The organism is Pseudomonas sp. C 49-2, from assembly GCF_003970195.1.
GTDB classification, from domain to species: Bacteria; Pseudomonadota; Gammaproteobacteria; order Pseudomonadales; family Pseudomonadaceae; genus Aquipseudomonas; species Aquipseudomonas canadensis.
This window is the reverse complement of sequence record NZ_RXYG01000005.1, coordinates 242399-268225: the sequence shown is the minus strand read 5'-3', so window position 1 is coordinate 268225 and position 25827 is coordinate 242399. Positions and strand designations below refer to the sequence as shown.

The window sequence follows — 25827 nt, the reverse complement described above, 5'->3', positions numbered from 1 at the left end:
GACGCCATCGCCGGCAAGCCGGCTCCTACAAAGGTTGATCGTTCCCGGGCGGGATGATCAGACGTAGAAGGATTTCAGTGGCGGAAAGCCATTGAACTCAACCGCGCTGTAACTGGTGGTGTAGGCACCGGTCGACAACCAGTACAGACGATCACCAATCGCCAGGTTCAGCGGCAGGCCGTACTTGTAGTTCTCGTACATGATGTCGGCGCTGTCGCAGGTCGGGCCGGCGATGACCACTTCTTCCATCTCGCCTTTCTTCTCGGTCCAGATCGGGAACTTGATGGCTTCGTCCATGGTTTCGATCAGGCCGGAGAACTTGCCCACATCCGTGTACACCCAACGCTCGACGGCGGTACGGGATTTACGCGCCACCAGCACCACTTCGCTGACCAGGATACCGGCGTTGGCAATCAACGAACGGCCCGGCTCCAGGATGATTTCCGGCAGGTCGTCGCCGAAATCTTCCTTGAGGAAGCGGATGATTTCTTCAGCGTAGGTTTCCAGGCTGTTGGTGCGGGTGATGTAGTTGGCCGGGAAGCCGCCACCCATGTTGATCAGCTTGAGGTGGATGCCGTCTTCTTCCTTCAGGCGCTCGAAGATCACTTTGACCTTGGCGATCGCTGCGTCCCACACGCTGATGTCACGCTGTTGCGAACCCACGTGGAACGAGATGCCGTACGGCACCAGGCCCAGGTCACGGGCGAGGATCAGCAGGTCCATGGCCATGTCGGTCTGGCAGCCGAATTTGCGCGACAAAGGCCAGTCAGCCGTGGTCGAGCCTTCGGTGAGAATACGTACATACACTTTCGAGCCCGGCGCGGCCTTGGCGATGTTGCGCAGGTCGGCTTCGGAGTCGGTGGAGAACAGGCGCACGCCCTTCTCGTAGAAGTAGCGGATGTCCTTGGATTTCTTGATGGTGTTGCCGTAGCTGATACGGTCGGCGCTGACGCCACGGTCCATCACTTTGTCCAGCTCGTAGATCGAGGCGATGTCGAAGCTCGAGCCTTTGTCCTTGAGCAGGTCGATGATCTCGACAGCCGGGTTGGCCTTGACCGCGTAATAGACCTTGGCGAATTCGAAACCGGCGCGCAGGTCATCGTAGGCCTGGCTGATCATCGCGGTGTCGATCACCACGAACGGGGTTTCTTGCTTGTCGGCGAACGCCTTCATTTTGTCAAAAGTGGCGCGCGCGAAATAATCTTCGACGTTGATCGACATGCTGGGAACTCCTAAGGGCAAACTGTAGAAATCAATGGGTGCAACTGAACGTCCTCCGTATCCCCACTTTGGTTCGCCTACTTCCCAAGGCATGTCGCCGAAAGCAAAAAGGCCATGGGAATTACCGCTTCCCTTGGCCTTGCTGTCTCGTCGTCAGTACTTGAGCCGGATGGATCGTTTCCAGCATGGACGTTCGGCGCGAACTTTAGGGCGTGAGGGGCTTGAGATCAACTAAAAATGTCGCGTTTTTGCACGCGTTCGTCGCGCGAACCCGTGCAGCTACTTATGTAACCGACAGGTGTGACGGAATGATGTTCCCCGGAGGGGGCAAATCGATGGGATTTGTGGTGCCTGGATCGCGGGCAAGCCCGGCTCCCACAGGGAATGCATTCCATCAGGAAAATACATGGCAACTGTAGGAGCCGGCTTGCCGGCGATGGCGGTTTATCAGGCCAGGGCCGTCTCGGCAGGCGAGACGATGCTGGTCTTGCCCCCACGCGACTTACCAGAGCTCAGGTACTCGGCAATCGACTCCTGGGTCACTTCCCCGAGGAATACCCGCTCCGCATCCATCACCGGCAACCACGACCGGTTGAACTCGTACATGCGCGACAGCAGGATGCGCAAATGCTCGTCGTACGCCGCCGTGGCGTTGAACTGGCGCAGATACTGGCCGCAGGTGCCGGTCTGACGGTGCAGGTCGCGACGTCGTACATACCCCAGCGCCTTGTTCTCGGCACAAGTGACCACCACGTAGCGGCGGTCGGTTTCGTCCATCAGTTCCAGGGCATCGGCCACCGGCGTTTCAGGGCTCACCGACGGGGCGTTGTCCGCCGCGTCTTCGGCCTTCACCAGCAGCAGGCGCTTGAGGGTGCTGTCCTGGCCCACGAAGTTGCTGACGAACTCGTCGGCCGGGTGCGCCAGCAGCGTGTCCGGATGGTCGATCTGCAACAGCTTGCCGGCGCGGAAAATCGCGATCTTGTCGCCCAGCTTGATCGCCTCGTCGATGTCATGGCTGACCATGATCACGGTCTTGTTCAGCGCGCGCTGCATCTCGAAGAATTCGTTCTGGATCATCTCGCGGTTGATCGGGTCGACTGCGCCGAACGGTTCATCCATCAGCAGCAACGGCGCGTCGGCTGCCAGAGCTCGGATCACGCCGATCCGCTGTTGCTGGCCACCCGACAATTCACGCGGGTAGCGATGCAAGTACTGCTTGGGTTCCAGCTTGATCATGCTCATCAACTCGCGGGCGCGGTCGTGGCATTTTTGCTTGTCCCAGCCGAGCAGCTTGGGCACCACCACGATGTTTTCCTCGATGGTCATGTTGGGGAACAGGCCGATCTGCTGGATCACATAACCGATGTTGCGACGCAGGGTCACTTCGTCGAGGTCGGTGGTGTCTTCGCCATTGATCAGGATCTTGCCCGAAGTGGGCTTGATCAGGCGGTTGATCATCTTCAGCGTGGTGCTTTTGCCGCAACCGGATGGGCCGAGGAATACGCAAATCTCGCCTTCATTGACGGTCAGGCTTACATCGTTCACGGCGGTGACAGTCTTGCCGTTGCTTTGGAAGGTCTTGGACAGGTTTTGAAGTTCGATCATTTGAGCAATCCTTTTGGAGTCAGCGAGCGTTGCAGCCATTGCAAGAGCAGGTCGGCGAAGATGGCCAGGAGACTGACCAGCACGGCGCCAACGATCAGCATCGACATGTCGCTGCGGCTGATGGAAGCCAGAATAAGTACACCCAGGCCACCGGCACCGATGGTGGCGGCGATGGTCATGACACCGATATTCATCACCACGGCGGTGCGCACACCGGCGAGGATCACCGGCACGGCGATGGGTAACTCGACCATGCGCAGGCGCTGGCCGAAGGTCATGCCGATGCCGCGTGCGGCTTCGCGAATACCCGGTTCCACGCCGGTGAGGGCGAGGTAGGTGTTACGCATGATCGGCAGCAGGGAGTAGAGGAACACGGCGGTGATCGCCGGCATTGGCCCCAGGCCCTGGCCGAACTTGGAGTAGAACGGCAACAGCAGGCCGAACAGGGCGATGGACGGTACGGTCAGCAGCACCGTGGCGCTCGCTTGCAGCGGACCGGCGAGCGTCGGGAAGCGCGTCATCAGGATGCCCAGGGGCACACCGATCAGGATCGCGAGGATCACGGCGATACCGACCAGGGTGATGTGCTGTCCGGTCAGGTGTAGGACTTGGGCCCAATCAAGATGGGAAAAGGCGTTCAGGAATTCCATGTCTTCTCCTCTTATTAATTGATCGGATGTTGGCGCAGGAAGTCGGCGGCAACCGCGGAGGGGCTTTCATGGTCGACGTCGACCCGCGCGTTCAACTGGCGCATGGTTTCGTCGTCGAACAGATCGGCCAATGGCTTGAGGTCAGCGGCCAGTTCCGGGTGAGCGTCGAGATACACCTGACGCACCACGGGGGCGGCGGTGTAGTCCGGGAAATAGTGCTTGTCGTCTTCCAGCAACTTCAATTTGAAGGCGTTCAGGCGACCGTCGGTGGTGTAGACCAGACCGGCAAATACTTGGCCGTTACGCAGGGCGGTGTAGACCAGGCCGGCGTCCATCTGCCGGGTGTTTTTGCGCGTGAGGTTCATGTCATACAGCTTGACCATGCCGCCCATGCCGTCGGAACGGTTGGCGAACTCGGTGTCCAGGGCCACCAGGCGCGTGCCTTTGGTTTTCTCTGCCAGCGCTTGGGTGAGGTCGCTGATGCTGTTGATCTGCGGGAACTCCTTGGCCACATTCTCGGGCAGCGCCAGGGCGTAGGTGTTGCTGAAACGCGACGGCGAGAGCCAGACCAGACCTTTTTTCGCGTCGAGTTCTTTTACCCGTGCGTAGGACTGTTCGCTGTCGAGCTTTTCGTCGACATGGTTGTAGGCCACCAGCGACACGCCGGTGTATTCCCAGATCAGGTCCAGTTGCCCGCTTTCCTGGGCACTGCGCGCCAGGTTGCTGCCCAGGCCGCCGGTCACACGGGCGTCATAGCCCTTGGTGCGCAGGTACTGGGACGTGATTTCGGCCAGCAGGGTCTGTTCGGTGAACACCCGGGCGCCGATGCGGATCACCGGTTTTTCGGCAGCTTGCGCAATACCTGCAAATAGCAGGACGCAGCTCAATATCAGGGTCAGTCTTTTCATGTGATTTCCTTTGCCAAGCCTTAAGACGGACGCAACCCGCGTTCCAGCCAGAGGCGGCTGGCCATGGTCACCAGACCGTCGAGCAGCAATGCCAGCAACGCGGTGCACGCGGCGCCAAGCAGCAATTGCGGCTGATTGTTCAGGGCGATGCCGGGGAAGATCAGGCTGCCCAGGCTGTTGGCGCCGATCAGGAAGGCCAGCGGCGCGGTCCCCACGTTGATCGCCAGGGCCACGCGCACACCGCCGATGATGATCGGCACGGCGTTGGGCAATTCCACGCGAAACAGCACCTGGCGCGGCGTCATACCGATGCCGGTGGCGGCTTCTTTCAGCGAGCCTTGAACGTTTTTGAGGCCTTCGTAGGTGTTGCGCACAATGGGCAGCAACGAGGCGAGGAACAGCGCGAAGATCGCCGGGCCACTGCCAATGCCGAGGACGCCGAGGGCGATGGCCAGTACGGCCAGGGGAGGGACGGTGTTGCCGATGTTGAAGATCTGCATGAAGCGTTCTGCGCGCCCGACCATGTGCGGTCGGCTGAGCAGGATACCGGCGGGGATGCCCACAATCAGGGCGGCCAGCATGGAGACAAGAACGAGGATCAGATGAGCTTGCAGGTAAAACAACAAATCGTCGCGGTACAGTTCGATCGTGTTGATGCCGATCCAGTGGACCAGCAGGGCCAAGAGGGCGACGACAACCGCTCCTCCTATCAGCCCTTTGCCATAGCGAATAGCCACAGGCGGACTCCTTTTTTCTTCTGTCGGCGAACACATTCCTTCGTGGCATGCCATTCCTGGCTGTCGGCGAATGTGGTCGCGAAATGCAGCTCGCCGATACCGGCAACGCGGTATGCGATCAAGCCATGAGCGCAGCCTCGTCAGGCTAACTTGCTGATTTATCAGCCCCTGTTCCGAGTGCGGCAGCAGGGGAGTGGACGTCTCTACCTTTTAAAAGGTTCCACACTTGGCAGCATTTAGCCACCCCCAATCGGGTGAACGGTGGTCCGGCCCCTGGGGTTTGCGCTATACTCGCCGCCCTTTTTTGACTCACCTGCCAGGCGATTTCCCATGACCCACCAGGCCGCCGAAGTCGCGAAACGCCGCACTTTCGCCATTATTTCCCACCCCGATGCCGGTAAAACCACCATCACCGAGAAACTCTTGCTGATGGGCAAGGCAATCGCGGTGGCCGGCACGGTGAAATCCCGCAAATCCGACCGCCATGCCACCTCCGACTGGATGGAAATGGAAAAACAACGGGGTATTTCCATTACCACGTCGGTCATGCAGTTCCCGTATCGCGACCACATGGTCAACCTGCTCGACACCCCGGGCCACGAAGACTTCTCCGAAGACACCTACCGCACCCTGACCGCGGTCGACTCGGCGTTGATGGTCCTCGACGGCGGTAAAGGCGTCGAGCCACGTACCATTGCGCTGATGGACGTGTGCCGTCTGCGTGACACGCCCATCGTCAGCTTCATCAACAAACTCGACCGCGACATCCGCGACCCGATCGAACTGTTGGACGAAATCGAAGCCGTCCTGAAGATCAAGGCTGCGCCGATCACCTGGCCCATCGGTTGCTACCGCGACTTCAAGGGCGTGTACCACCTGGCCGACGACTACATCATTGTCTACACCGCCGGCCACGGTCACGAGCGCACCGAAACCAAGATCATCGAGAAACTCGACTCCGACGAAGCCCGCGCCCACCTGGGTGACGAGTACGACCGCTTTGTCGATCAGCTGGAGCTGGTGCAGGGCGCCTGCCATGAGTTCAACCAGCAGGAATTCCTCGACGGCCAGTTGACCCCGGTGTTCTTTGGTACGGCCCTGGGCAACTTCGGTGTCGACCATGTGCTCGACGCCGTGGTGGATTGGGCTCCGCGCCCATTGGCCCGTGTCGCCAACGAGCGCACCGTAGAACCGGTCGAAGAGAAATTCACCGGCTTCGTGTTCAAGATCCAAGCGAACATGGACCCAAAACACCGCGACCGTATCGCCTTCATGCGCATCTGCTCCGGCAAATACGAAAAAGGCATGAAGATGCGCCACGTGCGTACCGGCAAGGACGTACGCATCGGCGACGCCTTGACGTTCTTCTCCTCCGAGCGTGAACAGCTCGAAGAAGCCTACGCCGGCGACATCATCGGCCTGCACAACCACGGCACCATCCAGATCGGCGACACCTTCACCGAAGGCGAAGCCCTGGGCTTCACCGGTATCCCGCACTTCGCCCCGGAACTGTTCCGTCGCGTTCGCCTGCGTGACCCGCTGAAATCCAAGCAACTGCGCCAGGGCCTGCAGCAATTGGCGGAAGAGGGCGCCACCCAGGTGTTCTTCCCGGAGCGCAGCAACGACATCATCCTCGGCGCCGTCGGTGTGCTGCAGTTCGATGTGGTCGCCAGCCGCTTGAAAGAGGAATACAAGGTCGAATGCTCCTACGAGCCGATCACCGTGTACTCCGCGCGCTGGATCGATTGCAGCGATAAGAAGAAGCTGGAAGAGTTCTCCAACAAGGCTGTGGAAAACCTGGCGGTCGACGGTGGTGGTCATCTGACTTACCTGGCGCCGACGCGGGTGAACCTGGCGTTGATGGAAGAACGCTGGCCGGATGTGAAATTCCGTGCGACCCGTGAGCACCACTAAGGTCCAAGCGGTCGATAAAGGGCGAAGCTGTAATGGCTTCGCCCTTTTTCATGCTCGCCACAAACCCAACCTGTAGGAGCCGGCAAGCCGGCTCCTACTGAATTGGCGCTAACCCCGTATCCGGTCTAGCGTTCACATATTTCACCGATTCACCGACGGAATAGGAGTTCCTGATGCGTTTAACTCGATGCGCCATTCAACTGGTGCTGCTGGGCGTCTTGGGGTTGTCTGCCTCCTGGGCGATGGCGGGTGCAGGCACCCCCCAGTGGAAGGACACTGGACCGGTCACCAAGCGCAAACAGAACGAGGTCAACTCTGGCAGCTGGCAGCCCCAGGCCCAGCCGGCGCCGAAGGAGGATGAAGAAAACCCTTACAACGAGGGCGAAGACAGCGAAACCTACGATGATGGCGATACCTGAGGCGTAATTGGCGCAAACCCAGGATCGGAACTAGCTTAATCCACAGCGACGGTCGTACGCCGCCGCACGTGATTCACTGACTGGACGGAAATCGACCATGACTATCTTTCAACGTGTAGTGCTGTTGCTGAAAGTGTTGGTGATGTTATCCCTGGGCATCTCGTCCGCATGGGCCAGTGCGGCTGTGCAGAGCCAGGCGCCGGGCTTTGTGGCGGCGAAGACGGTGCAGGCCGGTGGTTTGCAACTGGCCAAGAGCGAGTCGGAACCCGGTGACGAAGATCAGGGCGGCTCAAAGGATGATGACGACCAGCAAACGCCGCCAGATGACGATGACACTGAAGGTGACAGCGACACCTGATACGCCTGGGGCCCCCTGCCTGTAATGCCCGCGATCGTTCCCGCGCTCTGCGTGGGAACGCATTCTTTGACGCTCCCCATTACCTTTGATTGCTGAACCGACCTGTCAGGTTTGACAGTAGACGGCCGGCGCTCGCTTCCTTATTTTTCAGGTGTCTTTATCCAGGGGCCGATCAATGCCTGAAACAGGAGAGCACCATGAAAAACAAGGCGACGGGACGGTTTGAATGGAAAGTGGGAGCTCAGGCCTTTGAATCGACCGATCTGGGTTTTGTGGCTGATGACCAAAGCGAGGATTTCGTGGTTCAAGCCCGTTCCACTGCAAGCGATGGTGTAGATGTAGAGCTGACGCTTTATATTCCAGAACGAGACCCGCAACGTAAAAAATACACCTACGGTTCCAATGACGAGTATCAAGCCTCGGTTCATTACACTGTCGGCGGTCGACCTAATAATTGGCAGGGCGGCTACGTGGTTCGGGAAGCGGCGGACTTTTCTTCCAGCGATCCGGGCATTTGGCGCGTTAAGCTCATTTTTGGGATTGAGGTTGCCCTGAACGGCGGTGTTATTTCGATAAAGGGCAAGGGCGAAGTCAAGGGGGCTGCTCCCTGGGGTAAAACCCTGCGCAAGCGTTTTCCATCCAAGCCCAAAAGAAAACCCCTCCCGCCAGGCTGATGCGCAACCTGATGGGAAGGGCTGTAGAACGCATGTAATGCCCCGGAGTGAACAACCGGGGCATTTTTATTGCTGGTTCAAGCCACAAACTGCTCCGCGTAGTGGCAAGCCACCTGGCGGTTATCCAAGGCGCGCAACTGCGGCTCCTCGGTGCTGCACCGTGCTGTCGCATACGGGCAGCGCTTATGGAAGGCGCAGCCAGGCGGCGGGTTCAGCGGGTTGGGCAGTTCGCCGACGATCTTGATCTTCGGCTTGTTCGGGTCCGGGTGGATGGTCGGGGTGGCCGACAGCAGCGCCTGGGTGTAGGGGTGCAGCGGGCGTGCGTAGATGTCTTCCTTCGGACCGACTTCAACCGGGCGGCCGAGGTACATCACCATCACGTCATCGGCGACGTGCTGCACCACCGCCAGGTTGTGGGAGATGAACACGTAGGCGGTGTTGAATTCCTGCTGCAGGTCCATGAACAGGTTCAGCACCTGAGCCTGGATCGACACGTCCAACGCCGAGGTCGGTTCATCCGCCACCAGCACTTTCGGTTGCAGCATCATCGCCCGGGCCAGTGCGATCCGCTGGCGCTGGCCACCGGAGAACATGTGCGGGTAGCGCTGATAATGCTCGGGGCGCAGGCCCACTTGCTTCATCATCGCCTGGACCTTTTCGCGGCGTTCGGCGGCGGACAGGTTGGTGTTGATCAGCAGCGGCTCGCCCAGTTGGTCACCGACTTTCTGGCGCGGGTTCAACGAAGCGTATGGGCTCTGGAACACCATCTGCACGTCTTTGCGCAATTGCTTGCGCTGGGCCTTGTCGGCACCGGCGACTTCTTGCCCTGCGATTTTCAGCGAGCCGGAAGACGGTTCTTCAATCAGCGTCAGGGCGCGGGCCAGTGTGGATTTGCCGCAACCGGATTCGCCCACGACCGCGAGGGTCTTGCCGGCTTCCAGCTCGAACGACACACCATTGAGCGCACGCACCAGGGCGTGGCCCTTGAACAGGCCACGGGACACTTCGTAGTGACGGGTCAGGTCGCGGGCGGTAAGAACGACGGCCATTACGCCACCTCCTGGTTCAAGGGGTAGAAGCAGCGCGCAAGGCTGTTGGTTTTTGGATCAAGCCCCGGACGCTGGGCACGGCAGGAATCCTGTACATACGGGCAGCGCGGTGACAGCAGGCAACCCTGCGGGCGGTCATAACGACCTGGAACGATACCTGGCAGCGTCGCCAAACGCGTGGCGCCGAGGCTGTGCTCGGGGATCGCCTTGAGCAGCGCTTCGCTGTACGGGTGCGCCGGAATGTCGAACAGTTGCGGCACCTGGCCGACCTCAACCGCCTGGCCTGCGTACATTACGCACACACGCTGGGCGGTTTCCGCCACGACTGCAAGGTCGTGAGTGATCAGCACCAGGCCCATGTTCTGTTCTTTCTGCAAGGCCAGCAGCAGTTCCATGATCTGCGCCTGGATGGTGACGTCCAACGCCGTGGTCGGTTCGTCCGCGATCAGCAGTTTCGGCTCGCCGGCAATCGCCATGGCGATTGCCACACGCTGGCTCATGCCGCCGGACAGTTGGTGCGGGTAGGCATCCATACGGCTGGCAGCGCCTGGGATCTCCACTTTTTCCAACAGTTCGATGGCACGCTTGCGCGCTTGTTTGCCGGACATTTTCAGGTGCAGGCGCAGCACTTCTTCAATCTGGAAACCCACGGTGTAGCTGGGGTTCAGCGCGGTCATCGGGTCCTGGAACACCATCGCCAGGTCTTTGCCGACGATCTGGCGGCGCTGGCGGTTGCTCAGCTTGAGCATGTCCTTGCCGTCAAAGTTCAGCGCGTCGGCGGTGACGATGCCGGGATGCTCGATCAGGCCCATCAGCGCCATCATGGTCACGGATTTACCCGAACCCGACTCGCCAACGATCGCCAGCACTTCGCCTTTGTCGACCGAAATGTCGAGGCCATCGACCACCGGGACGGCGGTCTTGTCGCCGAAGCGCACGTTGAGATTCTTGATTTCTAACAGTGACATGGGAATCTCCTCAGGCGGCGTTCTTGAGTTTCGGGTCCAGCGCATCGCGCAGGCCGTCGCCCATCAAGTTGATTGCCAGCACGCTGAGCAAAATGGTCAAACCAGGCAGGCTCACCACCCACCAGGCGCGTTCGATGTAGTCACGGGCCGAAGCCAGCATGGTGCCCCACTCCGGGGTTGGCGGTTGTACGCCAAGGCCGAGGAAGCCCAGGGCCGCGGCATCGAGGATCGCCGAGGAGAAGCTCAAGGTGGCCTGTACGATCAGCGGCGCCATGCAGTTGGGCAGCACGGTGATGAACATCAGGCGTGGCAGGCCGGCTCCGGCGAGGCGGGCGGCGGTCACGTAGTCACGGTTTAGTTCGCCCATCACCGCAGCGCGGGTCAGGCGGACATAGGACGGCAGCGACACGATCGCGATGGCGATCACGGTGTTGATCAGGCCAGGGCCGAGGATCGCGACGATGGCAACGGCCAGCAGCAGCGAGGGCAAGGCCAGCATGATGTCCATCAGACGCATGATGGTCGGGCCGAGCAGACGTGGGAAGAACCCGGCGAACAGGCCCAGCAGGATCCCCGGAATCAGCGACATCACCACCGACGACAAACCGATCAGCAACGACAGGCGCGAGCCCTGGATCAGGCGCGAGAGCAAGTCACGGCCCAGTTCGTCGGTGCCGAGCAGGAATTGCATCTGCCCACCTTCCAGCCAGGCCGGCGGGGTCAGCAGGAAGTCGCGGTATTGCTCGCTCGGGTTATGCGGTGCAACCCACGGTGCGAAGATCGCGCAGAACACGATCAGCAACATGAACAGTAGGCCGGCAACCGCGCCTTTGTTCTTGGAAAAAGCTTGCCAGAATTCTTTGTACGGAGACGGGTACAGCAGGCTTTGATCGACTGCTGACACTTGAGTAGGTGTGGTCATGGTCATGATCTCAGCGCTGGTGACGGATGCGTGGGTTGGCGAAGCCGTAGAGGATGTCCACCACGAAGTTCACCATGATCACCAGGCAGGCGATCAGCAGGATGCCGTTCTGCACCACCGGGTAGTCCCGCGCGCCAATGGCTTCGATCAGCCATTTGCCGATGCCGGGCCAGGAGAAGATGGTCTCGGTCAAAACCGCGCCGGCCAGCAGGGTGCCGACTTGCAGGCCAACCACGGTCAGTACCGGAATCAGCGCGTTACGCAGGCCGTGCACGAACACCACGCGCGCCGGCGACAGGCCCTTGGCCTTGGCGGTGCGGATGTAGTCTTCGCGCAGGACTTCGAGCATCGACGAACGGGTCATCCGCGCAATCACCGCCAGCGGGATAGTGCCGAGTACGATGGCCGGCAGGATCAGGTGGTGCAACGCATCCCAGAACGCGTCCGGCTCGTCAGCCAGCAGGGTGTCGATCAGCATGAAGCCGGTGCGCGGCTCGATGTCGTAGAGCAGGTCGATCCGCCCGGAAACCGGGGTCCAGCCCAGGCTGACCGAGAAGAACATGATCAGGATCAGGCCCCACCAGAAGATCGGCATCGAATATCCCGCCAGGGAGATGCCCATCACCCCATGGTCGAACAGGGATCCTCGCTTGAGTGCCGCGATCACCCCGGCCAACAGGCCCAGGATACCGGCGAACAACAGGGCGGCCATGGACAGTTCCAGGGTCGCCGGGAAGAGGGCGGTGAATTCAGTCCACACGCTGGTGCGGGTACGCAGCGATTCGCCAAGGTCGCCCTGGGCAAGTTTGCCGACGTAATCCAGGTATTGCGCATACAGCGGCTTGTTAAGGCCAAGGCGTTCCATTGCCTGTGCGTGCATCTCGGGGTCGACGCGCCTCTCGCCCATCATGACTTCGACGGGGTCGCCAGGGATCATGCGAATCAACGCAAACGTGAGCAACGTTATGCCGAAAAACGTGGGGATCAGTAACCCCAGTCGGCGGGCAATAAAACTAAACATCTTGTTGTTTACCTCAATCAGCCGGTTAGGCAGGTTCGGCACCGCCAATGTCGACGGTGCCGAGCGTTTCTCTTATTTACTTCACCTGGGTGGTGGCGAAGTTATTTGTACCCAGAGGGCTTTGAATGAAGCCTTCTACGTTCTTGCGCATGGCGGTGAACAGTTTCGGATAAGCCATGGGAAGCCATGGTTGGTCCTTATCGAAAACGTCCTGTGCTTGTTCATAGAGTGCAGCGCGCTGGGCGGGTTCAGCGACAGCGCGGGCCTTGTCGATCAAGTCTTGAAACTCTTTGTTACACCAGCGGGCGTAGTTTTCGCCGTTTTTCGCTGCATCGCAACTCAGGTTTGGCGTCAGGAAGTTGTCCGGGTCGCCGTTATCACCCACCCAGCCCGCCGAAACCATGTCGTGCTCACCGTTTTTGGCTCGCTTGAGCATTTCGCCCCATTCCATGACTTTGATGTTCACTTTCAGGCCAACCTGCGCCAGGTCCGCCTGCATGCGCTGGGCGCCGAGCATCGGGTTAGGGTTGGTCGGGCCGCCACCGTTACGGGTGAACAGGGTGAACTCAGTGCCTTCCGGTACGCCGGCTTCCTTGAGCAGGGCGCGGGCCTTTTCCAGGTCACGGGGTGGGTTTTTAAGCTTGTCGCTGAAGCCCAGCAAGGTCGGCGGATAAGGGCCGGTGCCCACTACAGCATTGCCTTTGCCGAACAGGGCTTCGGTGTAGCCAGCCTTGTCGAACGCGATGTTGATCGCGTGGCGCACCCGCGCATCGCTCATGTATTTGTGGGTGGTGTTCAACGCGGTGTAACTGGTGGTCATCGCCGCCAGCTCATCGACTTTCAGGTTCGGGTCTTTCTTGATGCTTGGGATGTCATCTGGCTTGGGGAACAACGCGATCTGACATTCGTTGGCCTTGAGCTTTTGCAGGCGCACGTTGTTATCGGTGCTGATCGCCAGAATCAGCGGGTCTACCTGCGGTTTGCCACGGAAGTAGTCGGGGTTTGCCTTGAACCGCGCCTGGGCGTCTTTCTGATAACGGGTGAAGACGAATGGGCCAGTACCGATGGGCTTGGCGTTAAGGTCTTCGGTCTTACCGGACTTGAGCAACTGGTCGGCGTATTCCTTCGAGTGGATTGAAGAAAATGCCATGCCCAGATCGGCCAAAAACGGTGCTTCAGGACGGGTCAGGGTAAAGACGACGGTGTGATCGTCCGTCTTTTCTACGCTCTTGAGCAGTTCCTTGAAGCCCATGCTTTCGAAGTACGGGTAGCCCACGAGGGACTTTTTATGCCACGGGTGGTTCGGGTCCAGCTGGCGCTGGAAGCTCCAAAGCACGTCGTCGGCATTCATGTTGCGCGTGGGTTTGAAATAGTCGGTGGTGTGGAACTTGATGTCGTCACGCAGGTGAAAGGTGTAGGTCAGGCCATCGGCGCTGATCTCGGGCAGGTCTTTGGCCAGCGCGGGGATCACTTCGGTGGTGCCGGGCTTGAAGTCCACCAGGCGGTTGAACATGGTCTCGGCGGCGGCGTCAGCGGTCACGGCCGTGGTGTACAGGACCGGGTCAAAACCTTCCGGGCTGGCTTCGGTGCAGACCACCAGTGGTTTGGCCGAAACGCCGATCGCCACGCTCAACAGCGCAGCAGCCATGGCGGCTTGTAGTGGGAGCAATTTCATTCGGAGCCCTCTGCAATCGATGGGACCAGACAAGCGTAAACGGCGAGCTCGTCCTGAGCCCGCCGTCTACCTGGCGCTAATTAAAGGATGTTGAACGGAACAGTGGTCACCAGACGGAACTCTTTGATGCTGCCGTCCGATTGGAACTCGCTGCCACGGTGCTCAACATACGTTGCGCGCACGGTAGTAGCCTTGAGTGGGCCGCTCTGGATGGCGTAAGAACCACCGATACCGTATTCCTGGTGTTTTTCGCCGTCTTGGCTCTGGATGCCGTCGTAGGCGAACTTGGCCCGACCGTTGTTGCCGGTGTAGTGAGTGCCGTCGATGCCCCAGCCACGCGCCGAGTAGATATTGAACTTCAAGCCTGGCACGCCGTATTCGGCCATGTTGATGCCGTAGGCAACCTGGAAGGATTTCTCGTTCGGACCGTTGAAGTCAGAGGTCAGGGAGTTGGCCAGGTAGATGCCGTTGGTTTCGTGCAGGTAGTCGAAGTACTCGTTACCGTTCACTTGCTGGTAGGAGAAGGTCAGGCTGTGAGCCTGGTGGGCCAGGCCCAGGGACAGGGAGAAGGTATCGTTGTCGATTTCCCCCATCTCTTTTTTGCCTTCATCGACCGTCTTGTAGTAGTTGAAACCAGTGGTCAGCGCCAGTTGCTGTGCATCACCCAGCTCGTGTGTTGCGCCGAAGTAGTACTGGTTCCAGAAGTCCTTCACGTTGGCGCCGAAGACGCTGACTTTCAGGCTTTTCAGCGGCTGGTAGTTCAGGCCCAGGGTGGACACCTTGTCGGTTTCCGCGCCATTGCCGTATTCGCTACGGAATTTCGACAGGCTCTGTTCGCTACGTGGCGAAACGCGGTCAAACACGCCGCCCTGGAACGACAGGTTGCTGAACTCTTCGCTGTTGAAGCTCACACCTTCGAAGCTCGAAGGCAACGCACGGTTGCCGATGGTATCGACGATGCCGCTGCTGAAGTTCTGACGACCGGCGGTCAACGTGGTGTTCGACACACGGAACTGCACGTTGGCCAGGCCCAGTTTGCTCCATTGGCCGACTGCATCACCATCGGAGTCAGCCAGGGTACGGTTGGAGCCGCCTTTGATATCACGCTTGCTACGGTCCAGGACCACGGCGTTGTACACCGCCAATTCAGTCTTGACGCCTACGGTGCCCTGGGTGAAACCCGAGCTGGCGTTGATGATGGTGCCTTGTACCCAGTTGGTACGGTTACGGTCGGTCAGGGTCTGGCCGTGCTTTTTGTATGCGAAGGTGCCGCCACGGTATTTGCTTTCGTGGGAGTACCAGTTGCGGGTAGTGCCGCCCAGGCTGAAGTCTTCGATAAAGCCCTTGGCCTCGCTTTGAGCGCTGGTGCCGGCCAGTGTGGTAGGCACGAAGTCCTGGCTGACGGATTCAGCGTAGGCGGTGGCCGTGATGCTGCTAATGGCCAGGGCCAGAAGCGCTTTGCTGCTCAGTTTCATGGATGAAGCTCCTTTGGTTCTCTTTTTAATGCCGGTCTTTTTTGGTGATCCGGCTATTGGGTGTGTAACTCGTTCAAGCCATTGCAAACGTTTGGCGTAGGAAAATTCCCAACAAAAGGCCGCGCGTTTGCAGCAAGGCGGTATTCGCCCTGCGCAATCCGGTTATTTTCTTATGGGGTGATACTGACGCCCGAGAACACGTTGCGGCCGAAGGGGCTCACTTTGAAACCTTCGACTTTGGCGCTTAACGGCTGGTTGACCGTCGAGTGGGCGACTGGCGTGATCGGCACCTGCTGCTTGAGCAGTTGCTGCGCCTGTTTGTACAGAACAGTCCTTTGTTCGCGGTCGGTCACGACCTTGGCTTGCTTGATCAGCTTGTCGTACGCCGGGTCACACCACATGGAGTAGTTGTTCCCGCCGATGGCGTCACAGCTGTAGAGGGTGCCCAGCCAGTTGTCCGGGTCACCGTTGTCACCGGTCCAGCCGATCAGGCTTACATCGTGCTCACCGTTCTTGGTGCGCTTGATGTACTCGCCCCATTCGTAGCTGACGATCTTGACCTTGAGGCCGATCTTGGCCCAGTCGCTTTGCAGCATCTCGGCCATCAGCTTGGCGTTAGGGTTGTACGGACGTTGTACCGGCATCGCCCACAGGGTGATTTCGGTGCCTTCTTTCACGCCGGCGGCCTTGAGCAATTCCTTGGCTTTTTCCGGGTTGTAGGCGGCGTCCTTGATGCTGTCGTCGTAGGACCACTGCGTCGGTGGCATGGCGTTGACCGCCAGTTGCCCCGCGCCCTGGTACACGGCGTTCAGGATGCTCTGCTTGTTCACCGCCATATCCAGCGCCTGGCGCACTTCGAGCTGGTCGAAGGGCTTGTGGCGCACGTTGTAGGCGATGTAGCCCAAGTTGAAGCCGGGCTTGGTCAGCAGTTGCAGGTTCGGGTCGGCCTTGAGGGCATCGACGTCAGCCGGGCGCGGATGCAGGGTCACCTGGCATTCGCCGGCCTTGAGCTTTTGCACTCGCACCGACGCGTCGGTGTTGATGGCGAAGATCAGTTGGTCAAGCTTGACCTTGCTCGGGTCCCAGTACTGTTTGTTGGCCACATAGCGGATCTGCGAATCTTTCTGATAGCGCTGGAACACGAAGGGGCCAGTGCCGATAGGCTTCTGGTTGATATCACTCGGTTTGCCATCCTTGAGCAACTGCTCGGCGTATTCGGCCGAGAGGATCGCGGCGAAGCTCATGGCGATGTTCTGGATAAACGCGGCGTCGACCGTGTTCAGGGTCATTACCACGGTGTGCGCGTCGGTTTTGGCGACCTTGGCAATGTTCTTGTTCAGGCTCATCCCGTTGAAGTACGGAAACTCCGTGGGGTAGGCCTTGCGAAACGGATGGTCGGGGTCAAGCATGCGGTTGAAGGTGAACAGCACGTCGTCGGCGTTGAACTCCCGCGTCGGCTTGAATTCCTTGTTGCTGTGGAATTTCACCCCTTCACGCAGGTGAAAGGTGTAGGTCAGGCCGTCTGGCGAAATATCCCACTTGGTTGCCAATGCAGGTACGACACCGGTCTCACCCTTTTCAAACTCAACCAGGCGGTTGTACAGCGGCTCGGCCGCATCGTTATCGGTGGCGGTGGTGTATTGCGCAGTATCAAAACCGGCTGGGCTGCCTTCCGAGCAGAACACCAGGCTCTGCTTGTCGGCGGCGTGACCCATCGTGGCCACAGCCAGCAGGCTGGTGGCAAACATTGCGGATAGTACGGTGGTATGGCGCATGACGATCCCGATCCTTGTTTGTAGTTGTCATCAGCGAACAACCACCCCGGCGTTTGGCCAGGGTGACATCGCTGATCCCACACGCAGCAAGTGCCTTTCCGCATTCGGAGCCTCTGCTGTCCTACAACGTTATGGGTCGCGGACCACGCAGTAAATGCGCCAAATCGGATTGACCTTGTAGGTAACGGCGTCACGCATCGCAGTTCGTTGCTGTAGGACGCAACGATTGCGGGCGTGGTCTGTTTCCTACGGTCCAGGCGGATGCAATAACGGCGACGTTAGGAAACGTCGCCGTCAATGATCCTTACTTGCCGCTGACGCTCACGCCGTAGAAGGAGTTCAAGCCAAACGGGCTGATCTTGAAGTCCTGCACGGTGGAACGCATGGGTTGATACACCGTCGAGTGCGCGATAGGTGTCATCGGGACAGCATCTTTGAGGATGTGTTGCGCCTGCTTATACAGCTCGGTGCGTTTGGCGACGTCCGACGTTGCCTTGGCTTCTTTTACGATGCCGTCGAATTTCTTGTCGCACCATTTGGAGAAGTTGTTACCAGACAGCGAATCACAGCCGAACAGCACGTTCAGCCAGTTGTCCGGGTCACCATTGTCACCGCTCCAGCCAATGATCATGGCCTGGTTCTCGCCACCTTTGGAGCGCTTGATGTACTCGCCCCACTCGTAGCTGGTGATCTTCACGTTGAGACCAATCTTCTTCCAGTCGTTCTGCAGCATTTCAGCCATCAGCTTGGCGTTCGGGTTGTACGGACGCTGAACCGGCATGGCCCACAGAACGATTTCGGTACCTTCCTTGACGCCGGCTTCCTTGAGCAGCGACTTGGCTTTCTCAGGGTCGTACTTGGCGTCCTTGATGGTGGTGTCATACGACCATTGGGTCGGTGGCATGGCGTTGACGGCCAGTTGGCCGGCGCCCTGGTACACGGAGTCGATGATTTGCTGCTTGTTCACCGACATGTCCAGCGCCTGGCGTACGCGCAGGTCAGCCAGTGGGTTTGGCTGGTCGCTGCCCTTGACCTTGTCCATGACGTTGTAGGCGATATAGCCCAGGTTGAAACCGGCTTGGTGCGGCAGTTTCAGGTCCTTGTCATCGCCCAGCGCCTTGAGGTCGGCTGGACGTGGGAACAGGGTGATCTGGCATTCGTTTTTCTTCAGCTTCTGGATACGCACCGACGGGTCGGTGGTGATGGCGAAGATCAGGTTGTCGATCTTCACGTCGTCAGGTTTCCAGTAGTCCTTGTTGCCGGTGTAACGGATGTTCGAGTCTTTCTGGTAGCTCTTGAACACGAACGGGCCAGTGCCGATCGGCTTCTGGTTGATGTCGGCAGGCTTGCCTTCCTTGAGCAGTTGGGCGGCGTATTCAGCCGACTGGATCGACGCGAAGCTCATCGCCAGGTTCTGGATGAAAGCGGCGTCCACGGTACCAAGGGTGAACTTGACGGTGTGTTCGTCGACTTTTTCGATGTTCTTGATGTTGGTGTCCATCCCCATGTCCGTGAAGTACGGGAACTCGGTGGGGTAGGCTTTGCGGAACGGATCGTCCTTGTTGATCATGCGATTGAACGTGAACAGCACGTCATCGGCATTGAAGGTACGGGTCGGCTTGAAGTACGAGGTGGTGTGGAACTTGACGCCGTCACGCAGGTGGAAGGTGTAGGTCAAGCCATCCGGGGACACGTCCCAGCTGGTGGCCAGCCCAGGAATCACAGCGGTGCCGCCGCGTTCGAACTGGGTCAGACGGTTGAACATGGTTTCGGCCGAGGCATCGAAGTCTGTTCCGGTGGTGTACTGGCCTGGGTCGAAACCGGCCGGGCTCCCTTCGGAGCAGAACACCAGGTTAGTCGCCGCTTGGGCGAAAGGAGCTGCGGCCATAAGGCCAGCGCTAACAATTAACGGAATGACTGCGTGTTTAAGCATGTTGGCCTCATGATTTGTTGTCATTTTTGGTGGTGAGGGCGACCTCGTGAGTCGGCCTGCGGATACTATGCAGGCGCCATACCCATTGCAAGATGCTGAACCGTTGTGAGGGTGAAACAGTGGTACGAACGTACAGGAATGTCGCAATTATGAAAGTTTGTACATATTTGCGCATATTTTGAGGGTTTTTTCGGTGCAACTGGCGCACCAAAAATGACCAACCGAGGCGTCTAGCGCACTCGGTTGGGGCGTTGCTGTTACTTATCTAGACTCACGCCGTAGAACGGTGTCAGCCCAAACGGGCTGATCTTGAAGTCTTTCACTTCCTTACGCAGTGGCTGGAAAACCGTCGAGTTCGCAATAGGCGTTATAGGTACTTGATCCTTAAGGATTTTCTGAGCCTGTTGATACCACTTGATGCGCTGCTCGCGGTCATTGCTGACCTTGGCTTGCTGCACCAGCTTGTCGTAGGCCGGGTTACACCATTTGGCGTAGTTGCTGCCCTTGACTGCGGCACAACTGTAGAGCACGCCCAGCCAGTTATCCGGGTCGCCATTGTCACCGGTCCAGCCATAAATCATGGCGTCGTGCTCACCGTTTTTGGCCCGTTTGATGTACTCGCCCCATTCATAACTGACGATATTGGCCTTGATACCGACCTTTTCCCAATCCTGCTGGATCATTTGTGCGGACATGCGCGCGTTGGGGTTGGAGGCGCGTTGCACGGTCATTGCCCACAGGTTGATGGTGGTACCTGGTGCAACCCCTGCTTCTTTTAGTAGCGCCTTGGCCATCACCGGATCGTGAGGCGCGTCCTTGATGCTGGGGTCATAAGACCACTGCGCAGGCGGCAATGCGTTTTGCGCCAATTGTCCGGCGCTCTGGTACACGGCCTTGATGATCGCCGGCTTGTCGATGGCCATGTCCAGCGCCTGGCGCACCTTGAGCTGGTCCAACGGCGGATGGGTCACGTTGTAGGCCAGGAAACCCAGGTTGAAACCGGCTTGTTGCAAGACACGCAGGTTCGGGTCCTGTTTCATCACCTCGATATCCGCAGGGCGCGGGTAGCCGCTGACCTGGCATTCGCCGGCCTTGAGCTTTTGCAGGCGCGACGCCGCATCTGGCGTGATGGCGAACACCAGGTTGTCGAGCTTCACATCTTCGGGTTTCCAATACTGTTTATTGGCCACGTAGCGGATCTGCGAATCCTTCTGGTAGCGTTTGAACACGAACGGCCCGGTGCCTACCGGTTTCTGGTTGATCTCTTCGGCCTTGCCTTGCTTGAGCAGTTGCGCGGCGTATTCGGCGGACTGCACCGAGGCGAAGCTCATGGCCAGGTTCTGCACAAACGACGCATCGACGTTATTCAGGTTGAAGCGCACGGTGTGTTCGTCGAGTTTTTCGACGCGCTTGATCGTGGTGTTCAAGCCCATGTCGGTGAAGTACGGCGACTCGGAAGGGTAGGCCTGGCGAAACGGGCTTTGCGCATCCAGCAGGCGATTGAAGGTAAACAGCACATCATCCGCGTTGAGGTCGCGGGTAGGGGTGAAGAAATCGGTGGTGTGGAACTTGACGCCATCGCGCAGGTGGAAGGTGTAGGTCAGGCCGTCTTGGGAGATGTCCCAGCTCGTCGCCAGGCCAGGTTCGACTTCGGTGCCGCCGCGCTTGAACTGGGTCAGGCGGTTGAACACGGTTTCGGCCGAGGCGTCGAAATCAGTGCCGCTGGTGTACTGGCTGGGGTCGAAACCGGCGGGGCTGGCTTCGGAGCAGTAGACCAGGGTGCTGGCGGCGTGGGCCATTGGCATAAAAGCCAGCAGGCCGGCAGCGAGGAGGAGCGGTTTTAAGGCGATTCTTTCCATGGAGACCCCTGAAGTGGCAGACATATATAAGCTGCCCAAACGAAAACGGCGCTACCGAGGGTAACGCCGTTCAGGTTTATCAGGTAGGGGTCACGGCATCTGCACTTCAATCATGCCATCGGCGATCATATTGACCTGGCTGGTGCCAGCCTCCACTTCAGGCGTCGGGGCTGAATCCGCCATGGCGGCTTTCATCATCATCCCGCCACGGGCGTAGGGCTGTGGATAACCATTGGTGTTGAAGTTCAGGTTGACGATCTTGTAGCCCTTGCCACCCAGCGCATCCGTTGCCAGTTGCGCGCGTGCTTTAAACGCGGTGACCGCATCCTTGAGCAGCGCATCTTCGCTGGACTTGCGCGTGGCGTCGGCGATAGCGAAGTCCATGCTGTCCATTTTCAGGGTATTCAGCAGTTCGCCGGTAAGCTTGGACAGTGCCGGAAAGTCCGCGCTTTCCAGGCGCAGTTCGGCGCGCTCACGCCAGCCGGTGATCTTCTGGTTTTTGCTGTCGTAGATCGGGTAGCTGTTGCGGCTGCCTTGGCGCAGGGTCACGCCTTTGACTTCGCGCGCCTGGCCGAGCGCCTTGTTCATGGTGGTGGTGATTTCAGCGGCGAGCTTGGCTGGGTCGCTGTTCTGGGATTCGGTGTACAGCGTCACGATCATCTTGTCGCGGGCCACCTCCTGGCTGACCTCGGCGCGCAGGGAAATCTGGTTGTAGTTCAGTGCGTCAGCGGCCAGTGCTGGCAGGCTGACCAGGGTGCCGACGCTAAGGGTGAGGGCGGCTGCACTGCGAGTGAAACGAGACATGGAAGCTCCTTGAGATAGTCGTGTTGGGTATGACTGTAGACGGTGGCATCGGGTTCTTCGGGTTTACACATTAGCTACAAGTTGTGGTGAAGCCGACGAACGGTCATTGGTCCGGCCTGCGGCAAAGAGCCACACACGCCGTGCCAGCCGGCCTGCTTCGTTTATACTCCTGCCGATCCGCCTGCAGCGCTCACCGGGAGAGCACATGCTCGCCGCCGTAAAACTGACTTCCGCCACTCGCCAGAACCTCTGGCGCCTGACGTTCATCCGTACCCTGGTCCTGGCCGCACAGGCTGGCTCCGTCGGGCTCGCCTATTGGTTCGACCTGCTGCCGCTGCCGTGGCTGCAACTGGGCGTGACCCTCGGTTTCTCCACCGTGCTTTGTGTGTTTACCGCGATCCGATTGCGTACCACCTGGCCGGTGACCGAGCTGGAATACGCCCTGCAATTGGCCTGCGACCTGTTTATCCATAGTGTGTTGCTGTATTTCTCCGGTGGTTCTACCAATCCGTTTGTTTCGTATTACTTGGTGCCACTGACCATCGCTGCCGTGACCTTGCCGTGGCGCTACTCGGTGGTGCTGTCGGGTATCGCCTTGACCCTTTACACCCTGCTGCTGGCGCGGTTCTACCCGCTGCAAACCTTCCCGATCGCTCGGGAAAACCTGCAGATCTACGGGATGTGGCTGAGTTTTGCGCTGTCCGCTGCGGTAATCACCTTCTTCGCCGCCCGCATGGCCGAAGAACTGCGCCGCCAGGAAGAACTGCGCGCCATTCGCCGTGAAGAAGGCCTGCGCGACCAGCAACTGTTGGCCGTCGCCACCCAAGCCGCCGGCGCCGCCCATGAGCTGGGCACACCCTTGGCCACCATGAGCGTGCTGCTCAACGAAATGACCCAGGACCACCACGACCCGGCACTGCAAGAAGACCTCGGTGTGCTGCGTGAACAGGTCAAGCAGTGCAAGCAGACCTTGCAGCAACTGGTGCGCGCCGCCGAAGCCAATCGCCGCCTGGCGGTGGAAATGCAGGACGTGACCCAGTGGCTCGACGAAGCCCTGAATCGCTGGCACCTGATGCGCCCCGAAGCCAGCTACCGCTTCCACCTGCTGGGCCAGGGCAGCGTGCCGCGCATGGCGCCGCCACCGGACCTGACCCAAGCCCTGCTCAACCTGCTGAACAACGCCGCCGACGCCTGCCCTGAAGGCCTGGGCGTACAGTTGGATTGGGACGCCGAAGACGTGACCATCAGTATTCGTGACCACGGCGCGGGCGTACCGTTGGCCATTGCCGAGCAGATCGGCAAACCCTTCTTTACCACCAAAGGCAAAGGCTTCGGCCTTGGCCTGTTTTTGAGCAAGGCCAGCGTGACCCGCGCGGGCGGCTCAGTGAAGCTCTATAGTCATGAGGAAGGTGGCACGCTCACCGAGCTGCGCCTGCCCCGTGTCGCACGAGGAGATATCGATGAGTGACGAGATCCAAGTCGAAGGCGAAGAACTGCCGCACCTGTTGCTGGTAGATGACGACGCCACCTTTACCCGCGTGATGGCGCGCGCCATGAGCCGTCGCGGTTTCCGCGTCAGCACCGCAGGGTCGGCCGAGGAAGGCCTGACCATCGCCCAGGCCGACCTGCCGGACTACGCCGCGCTCGACCTGAAAATGGACGGCGACTCCGGCCTGGTGCTGCTGCCCAAGCTGCTGGAACTCGACCCGGAAATGCGCGTGGTGATCCTCACCGGTTACTCCAGCATCGCCACCGCCGTCGAGGCGATCAAGCGCGGCGCCTGTAACTACCTGTGTAAGCCGGCGGATGCCGATGACGTACTGGCCGCCTTGCTCTCCGAGCACGCTGACCTGGACACCCTGGTGCCGGAAAACCCAATGTCGGTGGACCGACTGCAGTGGGAACACATCCAGCGCGTGCTGACTGAGCACGAAGGCAACATCTCCGCCACTGCCCGCGCCCTGGGCATGCACCGCCGTACCTTGCAGCGCAAGTTGCAGAAGCGCCCAGTACGCCGCTGAGGCTGATCTGAACAACAGCTGAACAATCTGCTTCAGGCCGCACGGAGCCTCGAACTGATCAACTATGATCGGTTCGAACGCCTGTCACATTTTCTTACAGAGCCTGAACGATGAATCAGAACGCTGAGTATTCCGCGGTCAACGATGCGGTGCGTGGGCAATTTTTACGGCGGGTGTGGGGGTTGATCACGCCTTACTGGCGCAGCGAAGAAAAAGCTAAGGCCTGGCTGCTGCTGTTGGTAGTGCTGGGGTTGTCGCTGTTCAGTGTCGCCGTGTCGGTGTGGTTCAACAGCTGGAACCGCGATTTCTACAACGCGCTGGAAAACAAGGACTACGACGCCTTTACCCATCTGTTGATGTACTTCAGCGTAATTGCGGTGGTGTCGATAGTGACCGGCGTGTTTACGTCCTACCTGCAACAGATGCTCACCATCCGCTGGCGCCGCTGGCTGACGGAAACCTATTTCGCCCAGTGGCTGGGCCACAAGAATTACTACCACCTGGAATACGGCGGCTACACCGACAACCCCGACCAACGTATCTCCGAAGACCTCAATGCCTTTACCAGCAGCACCCTCACGCTGGGCTTGGGCTTTATCGCCAATCTGGTGAGCCTGGTGTCGTTCTCGGTGATCCTGTGGGGCGTGTCTGGCAGCATCGAAATCTGGGGTATTACCATTCCCGGCTACATGTTCTGGGCGGCGCTGATCTACGCGGTGATTGGCAGTTGGTTGACCCACTTGATCGGTCGAAAACTGATTGGCTTGAGCAACCGCCAACAACGCTTTGAGGCTGACTTGCGTTTCAGCCTGGTGCGCGTGCGGGAGAATGCGGAAAGCATCGCGCTGTTCAATGGCGAACCCAACGAACATCAGCAATTGAGCGCACGGTTCGGACGGGTGTGGAGCAACTTCTGGAACATCATGCAGCTCAAGAAACGCCTGAATTTTTTTACTAGCGGTTACTCCCAGATTGCGATCATCTTTCCCTTTGTGGTCGCGGCGCCACGTTACTTTTCCGGCAAGATCGAATTGGGCGTGCTCATGCAGGTGGCTCAGGCATTTGGCAGTGTGCAGGGCAGCCTGAGTTGGTTTGTCGATGCCTATACGCTGTTGGCCAGTTGGCGCGCCACCTGTGATCGTCTGCTGAGTTTCGGCCAGGCTATGCAGGACAACGAAAGCCGCACCATGGGCATTGGTTTGCAGCATCAGGGCGACGACTTGCAGGTCAAGGACCTGAGCCTGGACCTGGCGGACGGTCGGCATTTGTTGCAGGGCGCCGACCTGACGGTGGCGGAAGGCGAGCGCCTGATGCTCAGTGGGCGTTCCGGCAGTGGCAAGTCGACCTTGCTACGCGCCATGGGCAACCTGTGGCCCAACGGCCACGGCAATATCCGCCTGCCGGCCGAACGTTATCTGTTCCTGCCGCAAAAACCTTACCTGCCGATTGGCACGCTAAAGGCGGTATTGAGTTATCCACAGGCCGACAGCGTTTACCCGGCCGAACGTTATGCACAGGTCCTGGAAACCTGCCGCCTGCCGCATCTGGTGGGCCGGCTGGAGGAGGCCAATCACTGGCAACGCATGCTCTCGCCGGGCGAACAGCAACGCCTGGCCTTTGCCCGCGCGTTGCTGTTCGCGCCGCAATGGCTGTACATGGACGAAGCCACGTCGGCCATGGATGAAGAGGATGAAGCGACGCTGTATCAGGCGCTGATCGATCAGTTGCCGGGGCTGAGCATCGTCAGCGTCGGCCATCGCAGCAGCCTCAAGCGTTTCCATGGGCGGCATGTGCGGATCGAGGGTGGGATTTTGCAAGAACAGCCGATGGCCTGACGCG

General features: G+C 59.3%; 22 protein-coding genes. 7 read left to right on the top strand and 15 right to left on the bottom strand.

Annotation, left to right across the window (positions count from 1 at the left end; genetic code table 11):
* Window positions 1-57: 57 nt before the first annotated feature.
* The 5 genes from EJ576_RS12405 to EJ576_RS12385 all read right to left on the bottom strand — a co-directional run bounded on the left by EJ576_RS12405 (window position 58) and on the right by EJ576_RS12385 (window position 5157).
* Window positions 58-1221 carry a type III PLP-dependent enzyme gene (locus EJ576_RS12405; protein ID WP_014716890.1) on the bottom strand — a complete coding sequence of 388 codons (1164 nt, stop codon included), beginning with the start codon at window positions 1219-1221 and terminating at the stop codon, window positions 58-60.
* 447 nt (window positions 1222-1668) lie between these two features.
* Window positions 1669-2826, bottom strand: coding sequence for a betaine/proline/choline family ABC transporter ATP-binding protein (locus EJ576_RS12400; RefSeq protein WP_126570438.1), 1158 nt, complete (start codon window positions 2824-2826; stop codon window positions 1669-1671).
* Window positions 2823-3476: an ABC transporter permease gene (locus EJ576_RS12395; protein WP_016971596.1), complete on the bottom strand. Its 654-nt coding sequence runs from the start codon at window positions 3474-3476 to the stop codon at window positions 2823-2825. Before EJ576_RS12395 ends, EJ576_RS12400 begins: the two co-directional genes overlap by 4 nt.
* A gap of 14 nt (window positions 3477-3490) precedes the next feature.
* Complete coding sequence (locus tag EJ576_RS12390) at window positions 3491-4384, bottom strand: glycine betaine ABC transporter substrate-binding protein (RefSeq protein WP_122723710.1); 894 nt, start codon at window positions 4382-4384, stop codon at window positions 3491-3493.
* Between the two features lie 20 nt (window positions 4385-4404).
* Window positions 4405-5157, bottom strand: a complete 753-nt coding sequence (locus EJ576_RS12385) for an ABC transporter permease (protein ID WP_371923940.1) — start codon at window positions 5155-5157, stop codon at window positions 4405-4407.
* A 294-nt stretch (window positions 5158-5451) separates the two neighbouring features.
* Between EJ576_RS12385 and EJ576_RS12380 the strand changes: the two genes are divergently transcribed.
* The 4 genes from EJ576_RS12380 to EJ576_RS12365 all read left to right on the top strand — a co-directional run bounded on the left by EJ576_RS12380 (window position 5452) and on the right by EJ576_RS12365 (window position 8486).
* The gene (locus tag EJ576_RS12380) at window positions 5452-7035 is read left to right on the top strand and encodes a peptide chain release factor 3 (protein WP_010213196.1); all 1584 of its coding nucleotides are present in this window, start codon (window positions 5452-5454) and stop codon (window positions 7033-7035) included.
* A gap of 173 nt (window positions 7036-7208) precedes the next feature.
* Window positions 7209-7454 carry a hypothetical protein gene (locus tag EJ576_RS12375; protein ID WP_122723711.1) on the top strand — a complete coding sequence of 82 codons (246 nt, stop codon included), beginning with the start codon at window positions 7209-7211 and terminating at the stop codon, window positions 7452-7454.
* A gap of 97 nt (window positions 7455-7551) precedes the next feature.
* A complete protein-coding gene (locus tag EJ576_RS12370) occupies window positions 7552-7812 on the top strand; it encodes a hypothetical protein (RefSeq protein WP_122723712.1) in 261 nt (86 codons plus the stop codon).
* A 197-nt stretch (window positions 7813-8009) separates the two neighbouring features.
* Complete coding sequence (locus EJ576_RS12365; RefSeq protein WP_122723713.1) at window positions 8010-8486, top strand: hypothetical protein; 477 nt, start codon at window positions 8010-8012, stop codon at window positions 8484-8486.
* 77 nt (window positions 8487-8563) lie between these two features.
* Here the strand turns inward: EJ576_RS12365 and EJ576_RS12360 are convergent, their stop codons facing one another.
* The 10 genes from EJ576_RS12360 to EJ576_RS12315 all read right to left on the bottom strand — a co-directional run bounded on the left by EJ576_RS12360 (window position 8564) and on the right by EJ576_RS12315 (window position 21967).
* Window positions 8564-9535, bottom strand: coding sequence for a peptide ABC transporter ATP-binding protein (locus EJ576_RS12360; protein WP_016976250.1), 972 nt, complete (start codon window positions 9533-9535; stop codon window positions 8564-8566).
* Window positions 9535-10503, bottom strand: coding sequence for an ABC transporter ATP-binding protein (locus tag EJ576_RS12355; RefSeq protein WP_028618822.1), 969 nt, complete (start codon window positions 10501-10503; stop codon window positions 9535-9537). Before EJ576_RS12355 ends, EJ576_RS12360 begins: the two co-directional genes overlap by 1 nt.
* 10 nt (window positions 10504-10513) lie before the next feature.
* Window positions 10514-11425 carry an ABC transporter permease subunit gene (locus tag EJ576_RS12350; RefSeq protein ID WP_003188486.1) on the bottom strand — a complete coding sequence of 304 codons (912 nt, stop codon included), beginning with the start codon at window positions 11423-11425 and terminating at the stop codon, window positions 10514-10516.
* 10 nt (window positions 11426-11435) lie between these two features.
* Window positions 11436-12446, bottom strand: coding sequence for an ABC transporter permease subunit (locus EJ576_RS12345; protein ID WP_084376347.1), 1011 nt, complete (start codon window positions 12444-12446; stop codon window positions 11436-11438).
* Window positions 12447-12522: 76 nt separating this feature from the next.
* Window positions 12523-14121 (bottom strand): ABC transporter substrate-binding protein, encoded by a 1599-nt coding sequence (locus EJ576_RS12340; protein WP_123478142.1) that lies wholly within the window; start codon window positions 14119-14121, stop codon window positions 12523-12525.
* Window positions 14122-14201: 80 nt separating this feature from the next.
* Window positions 14202-15596 carry an OprD family outer membrane porin gene (locus EJ576_RS12335; protein ID WP_126570437.1) on the bottom strand — a complete coding sequence of 465 codons (1395 nt, stop codon included), beginning with the start codon at window positions 15594-15596 and terminating at the stop codon, window positions 14202-14204.
* 170 nt (window positions 15597-15766) lie between these two features.
* Window positions 15767-17344 (bottom strand): ABC transporter substrate-binding protein, encoded by a 1578-nt coding sequence (locus tag EJ576_RS12330; RefSeq protein ID WP_371923943.1) that lies wholly within the window; start codon window positions 17342-17344, stop codon window positions 15767-15769.
* A 331-nt stretch (window positions 17345-17675) separates the two neighbouring features.
* A complete protein-coding gene (locus EJ576_RS12325; RefSeq protein WP_122686084.1) occupies window positions 17676-19304 on the bottom strand; it encodes an ABC transporter substrate-binding protein in 1629 nt (542 codons plus the stop codon).
* Window positions 19305-19561: 257 nt separating this feature from the next.
* A complete protein-coding gene (locus EJ576_RS12320; RefSeq protein ID WP_126570436.1) occupies window positions 19562-21163 on the bottom strand; it encodes an ABC transporter substrate-binding protein in 1602 nt (533 codons plus the stop codon).
* A gap of 90 nt (window positions 21164-21253) precedes the next feature.
* On the bottom strand, window positions 21254-21967 hold the full coding sequence (locus EJ576_RS12315) for an SIMPL domain-containing protein (protein WP_122723718.1): 714 nt from the start codon (window positions 21965-21967) through the stop codon (window positions 21254-21256).
* A 205-nt stretch (window positions 21968-22172) separates the two neighbouring features.
* On the opposite strand from EJ576_RS12315, the gene EJ576_RS12310 reads away from it, so the two are divergent.
* The 3 genes from EJ576_RS12310 (at window position 22173) to EJ576_RS12300 (ending at window position 25823) form a co-directional block, all read left to right on the top strand.
* Window positions 22173-23435 (top strand): ATP-binding protein, encoded by a 1263-nt coding sequence (locus EJ576_RS12310; protein WP_016976240.1) that lies wholly within the window; start codon window positions 22173-22175, stop codon window positions 23433-23435.
* Window positions 23428-23988, top strand: coding sequence for a response regulator transcription factor (locus EJ576_RS12305; protein WP_003171731.1), 561 nt, complete (start codon window positions 23428-23430; stop codon window positions 23986-23988). Before EJ576_RS12310 ends, EJ576_RS12305 begins: the two co-directional genes overlap by 8 nt.
* Window positions 23989-24098: 110 nt before the next feature.
* Window positions 24099-25823, top strand: a complete 1725-nt coding sequence (locus tag EJ576_RS12300) for an ABC transporter ATP-binding protein/permease (protein WP_126570435.1) — start codon at window positions 24099-24101, stop codon at window positions 25821-25823.
* Window positions 25824-25827: the final 4 nt, after the last annotated feature.